Origin of the sequence: Nonomuraea sp. NPDC049480 (assembly GCF_044465905.1) — a bacterium.
In the GTDB taxonomy this organism is placed as follows: Bacteria; Actinomycetota; Actinomycetes; order Streptosporangiales; family Streptosporangiaceae; genus Nonomuraea.
The window spans coordinates 1-11,744 of the sequence record NZ_JBITMD010000022.1 but is presented as its reverse complement, the minus strand read 5'-3'; the positions used below and the strand labels follow the sequence as shown (position 1 = coordinate 11,744).

The following is an 11,744-nucleotide window of genomic DNA, read 5'->3' as shown; positions in this document are numbered from 1 at the left end:
CAGTGGCCGCCGGGGCCGATCTCGGTAGCGGTTACCGATGTCGCACCTGTCCGTCGGCCGCAGACTCGCCGGTATAGAAGCGGGTCATGTTGCGATATGTCGTTCAGCGAATCCCCTCACAAGAGCCTGACCAGAGCACCGAAGTGCTGAACTCCCTTCGCGGCATGAACTCGCTGTGCCGACCCTGAAGGAAGCGTCATGAACATTGTTCGTACCGTCCTTGCGGCGGTGGTCGCGGCCGCAGGAATGCTCGTCGCCGGCCAGGCCTCCGCCGCCCCGGCCTCATCGGCGGCCGCGGCATTCCAGATCCAATACATCAAGCGCGTCCTCTCCGGCGCGCCGAACACAGTGGTGAGCGGCACCGCGCTCTGCCCAAGTGGCACCCGGATGGTCTCCTCCGCCGCAGGCAACGCCGGCATCGCCGCCATCACCCCGCTCCCGGACTTCTCGGGAGCGGAGGCCGTCGGCCGTCTCAGAAGTACGGCCAACCGGGCCTTCCTGGAGATCGTCGTCGGCTGTCTGCCGACGGCCCAAGTCCCCGGCCTGAGCTCGTCCAGATGGATCTCACTCACGCAGAACTTCTTCCCCGACGCGCGGGGCAATCGCCGGGGCGTGGTGACCTGCCCGTCCGGGATGCGCGCGTTCGGCGGTGGCGGCTCCTTACGGACTCCGGAGGGAACCCTCAGCACCAAAGGCAACGCGATGTACTCCAATACGGTGACCGCTGACGGCACCGGCTGGACCATGAAGGTCTTCTCGGGGAGTCTCAGTGAGAAGCTCGTCATCACCACGCAGTGCGCACCGCTGGGCGATGCGCATGTCGAGCAGGCCAACATCCCGCTCCCCATCAACGCCAGGGAGGAGATCGTCCACGTTCCGTGCCAGCCGGGATACACCATGCTCTCGGGCGGCGTGTACCTGTCCAAGTCCGACGGCACCGAACAGCAGGGAAGGATTCTCGACTCACTCCCGGGCGCCGAGGGCTGGGTCGCCAGCGGAAACTCCCATGGCATCCGCGACACCAAGCTGGTCGCCCTGGCACAGTGCTTCATTCCCACCGGCTGACCTGACCTGATCTCCTGCGGCGGCGGGCACGTTGCTCATCGCCGCAGGTCGAGGATGCCCAAGTCGCGGGCGCGTGTCACAGCCTCCCTGCGGGTGCGGACGCCGAGCTTGTCCAGCGCCGCCGCGACGTGACTGTCCACGGTGCGCACCGAGAGGACGAGCTGGCCGGCGATCTCGGCGTTGGTCATGCCCAGAGCGAGGAGCTGGACGACCTCGCTCTGGCGTTCGGTCAGCCCGGCCGGGTTGACCCTGGTCGCGGGTGCCGGACCGCGCGGGATCCGGGCCACGCCGAGACTTCTCAGGCGTGCCCGGACCAGCCGGGCACGCGGCTCGGCACCCAGCTCGTCCAGCAGAACCAGAGCCGCCAATTGGTCCTCTGTCTCGGGGCTGTCGGCCAGGGCCGCCGCGTACTCGTACCGGCAACCGGCCGCCCGCCACGTCTCGGCCGCCTCGCGCCAGCGGCCGTCGGCGAGCAGCGCGTACGGATGGTCCAGCCCCTCCCCGCCGACGGGCCGGCCCGCCCGGCCCAGCCAGTAGGCCAGCTCCGCCCGGATGGCGGCCGTGCCGAACCGGCCGGCCAGCTCGTAGGCCTCGGTCAATTCCGCGGCGGCGGCACCGGCGTCGCCGGCGAGCATGGCCGCCTCGGCCAGCGCCGCGGCGGCCGGGCCGATCCACTGGCACTCGCGCAGGGGTAGCGCGATCTGCCACGCCTCACGCAGCGTCTCCACCGCACCGGGTTCGCCGCGCCGCAGCCGAGTACGGCCGATCAGCGTCACCGCGGCGCATCGCACCGGCGGGGAGCTGTCGAGTGCGTACGCCGCGGCCGACACGACCTGATCCCATTCGGCGGTCGCGAAATGCAACGCCCCCAACGCCACCTGGAGATATCGGGTGAACATCACGAAGTCGGAGCGCTCGGCGAACTCGATGCCCTCGGGGAGCAGCCGCCTGGCGTCGTCGAGATGCAGGAGTTCCAGGTAGTACAGGATGAGATTCACGTAGGCCCGGCAGGCGTGTTCCGGCTCGTCGGCGGCCAGCGCGATCCGCAGGCTCTCCTCCATGGAGGAACGCGCGCGGGCGTCACCGGTTCCCCAGAGCGCCATGGCGAGATTGTTGAGCGCGTGTGACAGGGTCGCGGGCGTGTCCTTGCCGAGCGCGATGGCCTGCTCGGCCACGACGACGGCCTCGGCGTTGCGCCCCGCCAGCGCGTGCAGTTGCGCCTTGCCGCTGAGCGCCATCGCCAGCAGGTCGTCGTCGCCGGCGGCGGCCAAGACGGCGATCGCCTCGTCGGCCGCCGTATCCGCCCCGTCCGGGTCCCCGGCCCACCAGCAGATCCGTGACAGCCAGCGCAGGGAGGCGCCGTAGACACGCGGGTCGTCACCGCGCCGCAGCTCGACGGCCCTGCGTTGGGCCGCCAGCGCGTCGCCGGCCGGAGCGTCGATGGTGTAGCACTCGATGGCGAAGCCCTCCCACAGCTCCGCCTCGGCTCGTGGCTCGAGGATCGGGTGCTGGTCGAGCACCAGCCGCAGATGGGCCGCCGCTTCCCGGTGCGCCCCGGCCGCCGACGCCTCCTGGGCGGCGATCGGCCCGTATTGGAGGATGACGGCGCTGTCGCCCGCCTGGGCCGCGTGATGCACCACCCGGGACACGTCGGTTCCCGGCCGCGCCATGAGCGCGGCGAGCACGCTGCGATTGGCCGCCATCCGGCGCGCGGCCGGCATCGAGCCCACCACCGCGCGCCGGGTGAGCTCGTGGCGAAAGCCCACCCGGCTCGGCGTGACCGCGATCAGGCCGAGCTGCTCGGCCGGGGCGAGTGCCGCCGGACCCTCCGGTACGAGCGCCTCAACGAGCCAGCGCTGTACGACCGACGGTACGACGGCGAGCCGTTCGAGGATCTCCAAGGTGGCCGGGTCGAGATGCGCTGTCCGGGCCTGGACGGCGTCCGCGATCGTGAGCGGCACCGTCGTCGCGTCGCCTGAGGCCAGGACCTCGGTGACGAAGTACGGGTTGCCCGAGGTTATCGCGAAGACCTCATCGGCATCGGCGTTCGCGGCGGCGCTCAGCCGGCGCACCGCGGACTCGGTGAGCCGGGCCAGACGCAGCCGGCGGACCGGCCCGACCCGCGAAGCCAGTCCGAGCAGTTGCTGCAGCGGATGGTCGGTGCTCAGCTCGTCGTCGCGGTAGGTCAGCACCAGGACCAGCGGTAGTTGCGCCGCCCGGCGGACGAGGTAGCGCAGCACGTCGAAGGTCGCCTCGTCGGCCCAGTGCACATCCTCGATGGCGAGCACGGTCGGGTGGTTGGCCCAGCCGAGTTCGTCGCGCAGGGCTTCCAGCACCTCGCCCCGGTCACCGAGCTCCAGCGCCCGGGTCAACGCCGTGCCGACGCTGCCGATGAGATCCCGTAACGGGCCGAGCACCCGCGGCGTCACCAGGTCGTCGCAGTAGCCGATGAGGAGCCTGCCTTCCGCCGGCAGCACTCCGCGGATGGCCTCGACCAGGCTCGACTTCCCGATCCCTGCTTCGCCGGAGATGAGGACCACCGTGCCGGATCCGTCGCCGGCGTCGCGGACGGAGCTGCCCAGCGCCGCCAGCTCGTCTTCTCGCTCCAGGATCGCGTTGCCCACTTCTCACAGTCTGGCATCCGCCCGTCCCGATATGGGTGATGCCGTGGCCCGGCCTAGGTAAACCGGCACCGAAGCCGAAGCGGCCGGGCCGCACTAAAACTGGGGGGAAAGCTCACGCGACGAGACCAAGGAGCATCCGGCGGGGTCGCCTAGACGCCCTTCACGCCGGAGCGGAACAGATGGGGGTTCGGCGATGATCACGCATCGAAACCGGGCGTCACGTTCCGTCCAAGATCAATCTCAGCGCCAACGGCTGTTCCTGGGTTTCAAGCCCCGATCTGTCCCAGGTCACCTTCTGCGTGGCAGGCGGGCTGGGCGTGCTGGTCGGCGTGCAGGGCCGTGCCCGGGCACGGGGCATCACGCTGGCCCTGACCGGCCTTCCGCCGCGCGTGGCCCAACTGCTTGCACATCACCGGCCTGGACCGCCGCTTCCCGATCGTGGTGTGATCCAGCAGGTCAACCGAGTCCGGCGACGTCAGGGCAGGCCTTGTCGGCGGCTGAGCGCTTCATCCGAGGAGAACAGACCCCGTCAAGAACAGGAGCACATGCGATGCCGCGAGAAGTCATCTCCACGCCCGAGGCGCCGAAATATCCCAGCTACAGCCAGGCGGTGAAGGCGGGCAACACGATCTACGTCGCCGGAACAGTCGGAGTCGATGTGGCGACCGGCGAGCTGGCAGGGCCCACGATCCAGGAGCAGACCCGCCAGTCGCTGCTCAATTGCCAGGCGATCCTGCGCGCCGGCGGCGCTGCTCTGAGCGACGCTGTCATGGTCCACACCTTGCTCCTGCGCCCCGAAGACGCCGACGGCGTCAATGAGGTCTTCGACGAGTTCTTCCCGGACGTGCGGCCGCCGCGCTGCGTGAGCAAGCTAGGTGTCGACCGGCCGGGGATTCTGGTGTCGATCGCCATGGTCGCCGTCACTGACTGATCGTTGGACCTGACCCTGGCCCTCCGGCTTCGCCGGACCGGACACTCTCGACCCGCTTCATCGCTGTCGGCACGGCGTCGGCCGGCCGCGCCCCAGCCTGCGGGTCCAGGTTCCCCGGGTACGGCGCGTGGGGTCAGCGGGGCAGGCCGAGGGAGATCCGCCGTTCGGCGCCGCAAGCCCCATGACGGCGGCCCGAGCGCCGGACCTTGAGGAAAGCTCCGCCACAGCCCACGCAAGGGCCGATCTCCCGGACCGATCCCCGTGTGCGCCGACCCGCTACGGGCAGAGCACCCTGGTTTCGGCAGTGCACAGGTCGAAGCCCGGGCCGCCGTTGGCGGCGTCGTTGCCTCCCAGGCCGTTGAGGACGTCATCGCCCGCCCGGCCGAAGACCACGTCTCTGGCCGTCCCGCCGAAGAACCTGTCCTTGCCACGCCCCATGTCCGCCCTGGAGCGCAGGGAGGTGAAGTTCCGGAGCGTGTCGTTGCCGCCCCTGGTGGCCGCCTTGATCCGGACGATCCCCGCAGCCGGGCATGACACCTCGTTGGCGCCCGCCGCCACGCACGGCGCGACCGCCGGGACCACGTCGAGGGTGTTGCGAACGTGCAGCCGGCCGCCGGCGCCGACGAACACGGTGATGTTGTCCGGCCCGTTGCCCGCGATGATCTGCAGCGTGCCGCCGCCGGTCACGACCACGTTGCTGGCGGCGTGTGCCGGCCCGGCGACGGCCAGCAGCGTGCCGGACAGCGCGGCCCCCGCTGCCAGCGCGCGCACGCCGTACCTGCGCACGATGGTGGCTCGTGAGCGGCTATCGTTCCTGCGTGTCTTCATCTATCCCCTTGCCGGGTGGATGATCAGGCTCCGAAGCCGGTGCCCGACACCCCCAGTACAGCGCTGCGATGGCCGCGCCTCAGTGCCGAAGCTCACCAGGGCTTTGCGTCCTTTGGCGTAGACAAGGGCGGTCAGGGCGGAGGCCTGCCGCCTTCCGTTCGTTCTCCGATCCGGCTCTCGGGTCCCCTCCCGCCAATCGAGCCTGCGGCAGTTATCGGCTGTGCTGATGGATCGTTCGCTTATCGTCGGTTTCCCTCCGGCAGGGGCGGGCGTTGAGTCAAGGGGCAGGCGTTCGGCCCGCGGCGCTGTCCGCCCGTGGCCGGCCCCGCTGCCCGTTCCGAACGGCGGCCGTTGGGACGACCGCAGGGTGAGTGAAATCGCCTGGCTGCGTCATTACCACGCGAGGTAGTGGAACCATGTCGATGGTCGGCAACGCCGCTGGCACGCCTTCGCGACCCTGATCTATCTCCGCGCACCGCCCGGCCCTCTTGATCAAGCGGGGGCAGGGTTGTTCCCTTCACCGGAATGAGGCCCGCTGTGGCACACCTCGACATCACCAACCTGCACTGCGTCAAGACCCGCGACGGCTTCGGAGGGGACGGCGACGAGGTCGACGTCTACCTCAAGGTCGACGGCGGGGCCGAGCGGCACGTGTCCGGCCCGCACCGCCTGGACAAGTCCAGGAACGACGAGGACGTCACGCTCAACATCCACGAGCCGTTCAACACCGAGGTTCTGGTCCGGCTTCGGGAGCGCAACGGCGCCCGCGGCGGCTCCAACGATCTCGACCTCGGGGTCCAGGACATCGGCCCGGCCGTCCAGGGCGCCCGTGACCTTTCCTTCAGCGGCAACAACGGGCGGGTGGTCTACACCGCGAGGATCGGCGTCTCGGCCTAATCCCTGGCCCGCGGGAGACACTGCTACCCCGGCCGCCGCTTGCGGCCGGGGCGGCTCATGAGAAGTACCTGAGCAGGCGTCTGCCCCACTCGTAGAGCGAGAACTGCCGGAGCCGGGGCGGCCGGATCGAGCCAGGGGCGTCCGGCACGGACCGGCCACGAAAGGCATCGACATGGCAACCAACGTGCACATCCCGGCGCCGGAACGAGGCGCGACGGACGCGATGAGGAGGACCGCGCTCGTCGCGGGACTGCTCTACCTGATCACCATTGTCACCTCCATTCCCGCGCTCGTCCTCTACGGCCCCGTGCTCAACGACCCGGGCTTCATCGCCGGGCCCGGCCCGGACACCGGTGTGCTGTGGAGCGGCTTCCTGGAGGTCATCTGCGCTTTCGCCTGCATCGGCACCGCGGTCGTGCTGTATCCGGTGGTCAAACGGCACAACGAGGCCGCCGCGCTCGGCTTCGTCGCCGCGCGCGTCCTGGAGGCCGCCATCATCGTCGCCGGCATCATCAGCCTCCTGTCCGTCGTGACCCTGCGGCAGCCGGCAGCCGCCGGAGCCGACACGGATTCGCTCGTCACCACCGGCACCGCGCTCGTCGCGATCCACAACTGGACGTTCCTGCTCGGGCCCGGCTTCATCCCGGCCGTGAACGCCCTGTTGCTGGGCTCCCTGCTGTACCGGGCCCGGCTCGTGCCACGGGTCATTCCGGTGATGGGCCTCATCGGGGCGCCCCTGCTGTTGCTTTCCGCGACCGCCGTGCTGTTCGGCCTCTACCCGCAGGTCTCGGTGCTGTCGGGCATGTCGGCCGTTCCGATATTCCTGTGGGAGGGATCGCTCGGCCTCTGGCTGGTCGTCAAAGGGTTCAAGCCCTCTCCCCTCACCGCCGCCACGATCGCGCCCGCCGCCCGCTGACCCGCGAACCGCCGCATGGACGACCCCCGGCGGGCGCCGGGAGGGCCGCCCGGATCGCCGAGATGCTCGGCCTCCTGGCCCGAGGTCGTGCTCCAGATCCAGAGGACCAGGGAGAGACCCGTGAAGACCATCGTTCATGACAGACCCGGCGCGAATGTGAGCCACGCCGGCTGGTCCATGCGCATGGCCAGCCTGATCGCGGGCATCGCCCTGCTGCTGATGACCGTCCTGGCCGTCTCGTGACCGCGCTCGATCCGCTCAACGACCCCGGACAGGTCCTGCGCGCGGCGGGTGCGTTCACCACCATCTGGCACATCGGCCTCGTCTTCTTCTCCTTCCACCTGCTGCTGATCGGCCATCTGGCGTACCGGTCCGGTTTCATGCCGCGCGTGATCGGCATCCTGCTGGTGATCGCCGGGCTCGGATACCTCGCCGACGGGCTCGGCCTAATGCTGGTCCCGGGCTATGCACTCGACATCGCGCTGTTCACCTTCGCCGGTGAAGTGGTGCTGATCTTCTGGCTGCTCATCAGCGGCCGCCGGCTGACCACCCGGCCAGAGGCGGGCAAGCATGCCGAACCTCCCCGAGAAAGGACGGCCCAGTCATGACACCCCGGACAATCGCGGTCACGGTAGGAGCCCTGTTCATCTTCCAGATGATCTCGGCCATGATCGGCACCACACTCACCCAGGCCTTCATCGACGGCAACCCCGACAAAACAGCGCTGACGACCGGCGTCACGCTCATGATCTGCTCGGGCCTGGCCGTGGTAGGCATCGGCCTGCTCATGTACCGAATCCTGAAGGACTTCAACCAGAAGCTGGCCCTGTGGTACCCCGTCATGAGGGTCATCGAATTCGCGGTCTCCGCCACCTGCGGCATCTACCTGCTGACGCAGCTGCAAGCCGTCCCCAACACGATGTTGTGGGTGTACATCCCCACAGCCATCGGCGGCCTGGTGTTCACCTACCTGCTGTTCGCCTCCCGCATCGTCCCGCAGCCGATCGCGGTCCTCGGCCTCATCGGCTACGCCCTGCTGCTGCTGGGAGTGCCACTGGACCTGCTCGGCGTCCTGGACATGGACGCGGGAGCGGGCATGCTCTTGCTCGCGCCGGGCGGGTTGTTCGAAGTCCTGGTGCTGCCCATCTGGTTGTTCGCCAAGGGCTTCACCCTGCCTCAGCCTTCTCAACCGGCGCGGGTCCGAGCGGCGTAGTCAACCGACTGTCAATCGACTGCCTGCCGAATCATCGCTGAACCTCTCCATTCGATCATGTGGTGCACCGCGCACCTGGCGGAGCACACCGGCCAGCCACATGTGATCCCTCCCGTCCCGCTCCGGTGTGAAAGTCACGCGGCCAGACCGGATTGGCCTAGCCGTGCCCAGACACCACATGTCCTATGCGCGCGCCTCGTACACGATGTTGAAGGGTGTCTCGGCGACGCGCCGGAAGCTGGCGAATCCGGCGTCGGTGACGATCCGGCGCATCGGCTCCTCGCCGGCTTGGGCGCCGAGGGAGTAGCCGCCCTCCTGTGAGAGCGCGTTCGGCACACAGAGGAACGTCGAGAACGAGTAGTAGACCCGGCCGACCGGGTTGAGATTGTCACCCACGCTCGCACCAGCGAACGGCTCGACGATCATCCAGGTGCCGCCGTCGGCCAGCCGCTGCCGTACGGCCCGCTCAGCACAACGACATGTGGTTCCGGGTGACGGTGAAGTCGTGCGTCATGGACGACCCGCGGACTTCGATGTCCTCACTGTGCACGCGGCGGCCTGCGCGTCGGCGACGTGGAAGCGCAGCCAGGGCGGCCCGGTGATGGCCACGCCGAAGAAGAACAGTTTTCCCGGTGCCGGGTCGCCCTTGAGGTGCGCGGTCATTGCGATGGTCAGCCGTCAGGCAAAATCGTAACGGCCGCCCGTGTCCAGCTCTGGGATGATCGCCGTCGGCAGGCATGCCTCATTGAGCGCGGCCGCGATGGTTGATCAGGTTGGTGTCGGCCGCGATTGCGGGACCACGGGCTGCGGACAACGGTCATCAGCTGACCTGCACTCACTCACCGCGGAACCCCGACGAAGTTCGCGAAATGCGAGGCGCTGGTCGTTCATGAGGGTGATCAATCGAAGCAACGAAGCGCTGTTCCTGCGATGTCATCAACAACGAGACCTGCGCAGGAGGCACCGGTCTCTCCGACATCCGGTAGATAACACACTCTCTGTCTGGTACAGCTTCGTTGGGGATATGCACGGGTCATCGGTGTCCAGACTCAGTGTCCCGTCTCAAGCGACCTGCTCGATATCGCACGCGACCTGCTGGTCGCGTCCTGGATGCGGTGTAAATAGATCACGAGCGTAGGTTCCGTACTGAACCGCCAAGTTCCGTACGAAGGAGTCCACGCTCGTGACCCGTCGAGTATCGCCTATCCAGGCCATCCGTGCCGAGATCGACGCTCTGTTCACCGCTGATCGTGACCTGGTCGAGGTCCTCGAAGACGTCGCCCGGCTCGGCGCCCGCCTGATCATCCAGACCGCGGTCGAGGCCGAAGTCGAGGCGTTCCTCGGCCGCGCCCGCTACCAGCGCGCCGCCACCGTCACCGCAGCCGACAGCGAGAAGGAGGATGTCGTGGTGCGGCCCGGCCACCGCAACGGGCACTGCCCGACCACGATCAAGACCACCAGCGGCCCGATCACCATCGCCCGCCCCAAGCTGCGCGGCACCACCGAGAAATTCGCCTCCCGCCTGTTCGGCACCGGCGTCACCCGCACCCACGCCCTCGAAACGCTGGTCATCGCCTCCTTCGTGCGCGGCCTGTCGGTGCGCGACGTAGAAGGGGCGCTGGCCGATGCACTCGGCCCGGAAGCCGCTCTGTCGAAGTCCACGGTCTCGACCATCTGCCAGGCCATCGTCGCCGAGTACGACGCCTGGTGCCGGCGCGACCTGACCGGCATCGAGCTGGACTACCTGTTCCTCGACGCCTCACACTTCAAGATGCACCAGGCCAGCAGCCGGGCCGAGCCGATCCTGGCCGCCTGGGGCATCACCACCGACGGCAGGCCCGTCTTCGTCGGCCTGGACGCCGCCGGCGCCGGTCGATCTGCTCGATCTGCACCGCGGCCAGGTGCGGGAAGAGCATGTTCACCATGTCACGGTTGCACACCGTTCACGGTCTCATCCAGAGCAGCGGGGTGTGGATGGAACAGCACATTCTGTCACCACAGGAATCTTGGCAGAGCCCTTAGAGTGATACTCCCGACAGGTTCCGTAACGTTCGCTGAGGACCGCCGGCGTCACATGCGGTGTCAACGTGAGGTTGTGTCGCCGAGCGCGCTTCGCACATGTCCTTGATGGGAGCTACGACCAGGTCTGGTTCGTCGAGGTGGACGCTGTGACCGGCTCTGGTCGTGACGATGTGACGGCTGTTGTTGGCCAGGGCTGCCAAGTCCTGCTGCAGGGGCATCCAGAACGACATCCATCGACGTAGGAACTCGGGATCGTTGTGGCTGCCGTAGGCCCCGATCGGGGTGGGGCTGCGAGTGATGACCGTGAGGGGTAAGTCGCCGAAGTGGCGGCGTTCGGCGGCCATCGCGCGTTTGCTAGAAGCGCCGTTGCCGATCAGTTCGGCGACGACTGCGCGGCGCCGTCGGCTGGTCAGGTCCAAGGCCACGCTCGTCTCGACCAGGTCGGCGGGGACCTCTTTGGCGGCCCAGTCGTGGTAGTACCGGTGGCCGAGCAGCCGGACACGGGCGCGCTCGATTCCGCGCGGCCTCAGCAGATAGCGGGTAACGGCCCGTTTCCACCGATCGTAGTCGCCCATCCGCCAGCCGAACTCTTCGACGATCTTCTCTGTGGACAGCTCGTGGGTTGATTCGATGAGGATCAGGCCGGCGACCCGCTCCGGGTGACGCGCGGCGTAGAGGCGGATGATCGACCCGCCGAGGCTGTGCCCGACCAGCACGTACGGGCCCGGTACCGCGGCCGCCTCCAATACGGCGTGGAGTTCGTCGGCGAGCTTGGGGGCCGAGCGCTGGCCCGGCACCCAATCCGACCAGCCGAGCCCGCCCCGGTCGTACAGCAGCACGCGATGGCGGGGGACGAGCTGACGCTGAATTGCCGTCCATTCCAGGCAGGTGGAGCCAATGCCGGGCGCCACCACAACTGTTGGCCCGTCGCCGTCACCCTCGAGCCACACATGAATGCGCCGGCCGCGCACGTTGACCAGCTTGCCGGGAGGCGGGAAACGGCGCCGGTCGGCGCGTTCGCCGAGGATCTGGTACAGGATGCTGGCCATGGCGGCCCCTCCGGCTATCGTGGCGGCTGCCTTGACGATGGCTGCGGGCAGGCGTGCCGGGATGGCATGCGCGGGGGTACGCGGCGGATCGGTCATGAACTGGGCTCTCCTAATGAGTTCTGGGAGTAAGCCATCCGGCAGACTCCGTGGTGGATAGTGGCCGCCGGTAGGTGAGCACTCTGCTCTCCTGGACGTTGAG

Annotated in this window: 14 protein-coding genes; 9 read left to right on the top strand and 5 right to left on the bottom strand. The window is 68.5% G+C overall.

Translation table 11 applies throughout. From position 1 onward, the window contains the following. Positions 1-198 precede the first annotated feature (198 nt). Complete coding sequence (locus ACIBX3_RS43920) at positions 199-1,065, top strand: hypothetical protein (protein WP_397126562.1); 867 nt, start codon at positions 199-201, stop codon at positions 1,063-1,065. A gap of 35 nt (positions 1,066-1,100) precedes the next feature. Here ACIBX3_RS43920 and ACIBX3_RS43915 read toward each other — a convergent pair whose 3' ends face one another. Next, the gene (locus ACIBX3_RS43915; protein WP_397126561.1) at positions 1,101-3,689 is read right to left on the bottom strand and encodes an ATP-binding protein; all 2,589 of its coding nucleotides are present in this window, start codon (positions 3,687-3,689) and stop codon (positions 1,101-1,103) included. 299 nt (positions 3,690-3,988) lie between these two features. Between ACIBX3_RS43915 and ACIBX3_RS43910 the strand changes: the two genes are divergently transcribed. Beyond that, complete coding sequence (locus ACIBX3_RS43910) at positions 3,989-4,303, top strand: hypothetical protein (RefSeq protein ID WP_397126560.1); 315 nt, start codon at positions 3,989-3,991, stop codon at positions 4,301-4,303. Next, positions 4,240-4,620 carry a RidA family protein gene (locus ACIBX3_RS43905; RefSeq protein ID WP_397126559.1) on the top strand — a complete coding sequence of 127 codons (381 nt, stop codon included), beginning with the start codon at positions 4,240-4,242 and terminating at the stop codon, positions 4,618-4,620. Before ACIBX3_RS43910 ends, ACIBX3_RS43905 begins: the two co-directional genes overlap by 64 nt. Positions 4,621-4,896: 276 nt before the next feature. Here ACIBX3_RS43905 and ACIBX3_RS43900 read toward each other — a convergent pair whose 3' ends face one another. Continuing rightward, positions 4,897-5,448: a hypothetical protein gene (locus tag ACIBX3_RS43900; protein WP_397126558.1), complete on the bottom strand. Its 552-nt coding sequence runs from the start codon at positions 5,446-5,448 to the stop codon at positions 4,897-4,899. A gap of 537 nt (positions 5,449-5,985) precedes the next feature. On the opposite strand from ACIBX3_RS43900, the gene ACIBX3_RS43895 reads away from it, so the two are divergent. The 5 genes from ACIBX3_RS43895 (at position 5,986) to ACIBX3_RS43875 (ending at position 8,474) form a co-directional block, all read left to right on the top strand. Continuing rightward, the gene (locus ACIBX3_RS43895) at positions 5,986-6,345 is read left to right on the top strand and encodes a hypothetical protein (RefSeq protein WP_397126557.1); all 360 of its coding nucleotides are present in this window, start codon (positions 5,986-5,988) and stop codon (positions 6,343-6,345) included. A gap of 172 nt (positions 6,346-6,517) precedes the next feature. After that, complete coding sequence (locus ACIBX3_RS43890) at positions 6,518-7,261, top strand: DUF4386 domain-containing protein (RefSeq protein ID WP_397126556.1); 744 nt, start codon at positions 6,518-6,520, stop codon at positions 7,259-7,261. A gap of 120 nt (positions 7,262-7,381) precedes the next feature. Continuing rightward, on the top strand, positions 7,382-7,504 hold the full coding sequence (locus tag ACIBX3_RS43885; RefSeq protein WP_397126555.1) for a hypothetical protein: 123 nt from the start codon (positions 7,382-7,384) through the stop codon (positions 7,502-7,504). Further along, entirely contained in the window at positions 7,501-7,869 is a 369-nt protein-coding gene (locus ACIBX3_RS43880; RefSeq protein WP_397126554.1) for a DUF4386 domain-containing protein, read from the top strand. Before ACIBX3_RS43885 ends, ACIBX3_RS43880 begins: the two co-directional genes overlap by 4 nt. After that, a complete protein-coding gene (locus ACIBX3_RS43875) occupies positions 7,866-8,474 on the top strand; it encodes a DUF4386 domain-containing protein (RefSeq protein ID WP_397126553.1) in 609 nt (202 codons plus the stop codon). The genes ACIBX3_RS43880 and ACIBX3_RS43875 overlap by 4 nt, the downstream gene beginning before the upstream one ends. Before the next feature lie 183 nt (positions 8,475-8,657). On the opposite strand, the gene ACIBX3_RS43870 is transcribed toward ACIBX3_RS43875, so the two are convergent. After that, positions 8,658-8,870, bottom strand: coding sequence for a hypothetical protein (locus ACIBX3_RS43870; RefSeq protein ID WP_397126551.1), 213 nt, complete (start codon positions 8,868-8,870; stop codon positions 8,658-8,660). A gap of 114 nt (positions 8,871-8,984) precedes the next feature. Next, entirely contained in the window at positions 8,985-9,137 is a 153-nt protein-coding gene (locus tag ACIBX3_RS43865) for a hypothetical protein (RefSeq protein WP_397126550.1), read from the bottom strand. Between the two features lie 520 nt (positions 9,138-9,657). Between ACIBX3_RS43865 and ACIBX3_RS43860 the strand changes: the two genes are divergently transcribed. Further along, positions 9,658-10,602 carry a transposase gene (locus tag ACIBX3_RS43860; RefSeq protein ID WP_397126549.1) on the top strand — a complete coding sequence of 315 codons (945 nt, stop codon included), beginning with the start codon at positions 9,658-9,660 and terminating at the stop codon, positions 10,600-10,602. On the opposite strand, the gene ACIBX3_RS43855 is transcribed toward ACIBX3_RS43860, so the two are convergent. Next, complete coding sequence (locus ACIBX3_RS43855; protein WP_397126548.1) at positions 10,493-11,641, bottom strand: alpha/beta fold hydrolase; 1,149 nt, start codon at positions 11,639-11,641, stop codon at positions 10,493-10,495. The two genes, ACIBX3_RS43860 and ACIBX3_RS43855, sit on opposite strands and share 110 nt — an antisense overlap. Positions 11,642-11,744: the final 103 nt, after the last annotated feature.

Coding starts and splice junctions, on each gene's coding strand:
- ACIBX3_RS43865 (WP_397126550.1), bottom strand. CDS start 9,137: ATGACCGCGCACCTCAAGGGCGACCCGGCACCGGGAAAACTGTTCTTC.
- ACIBX3_RS43905 (WP_397126559.1), top strand. CDS start 4,240: ATGCCGCGAGAAGTCATCTCCACGCCCGAGGCGCCGAAATATCCCAGC.
- ACIBX3_RS43855 (WP_397126548.1), bottom strand. CDS start 11,641: ATGACCGATCCGCCGCGTACCCCCGCGCATGCCATCCCGGCACGCCTG.
- ACIBX3_RS43890 (WP_397126556.1), top strand. CDS start 6,518: ATGGCAACCAACGTGCACATCCCGGCGCCGGAACGAGGCGCGACGGAC.
- ACIBX3_RS43875 (WP_397126553.1), top strand. CDS start 7,866: ATGACACCCCGGACAATCGCGGTCACGGTAGGAGCCCTGTTCATCTTC.
- ACIBX3_RS43900 (WP_397126558.1), bottom strand. CDS start 5,448: ATGAAGACACGCAGGAACGATAGCCGCTCACGAGCCACCATCGTGCGC.
- ACIBX3_RS43920 (WP_397126562.1), top strand. CDS start 199: ATGAACATTGTTCGTACCGTCCTTGCGGCGGTGGTCGCGGCCGCAGGA.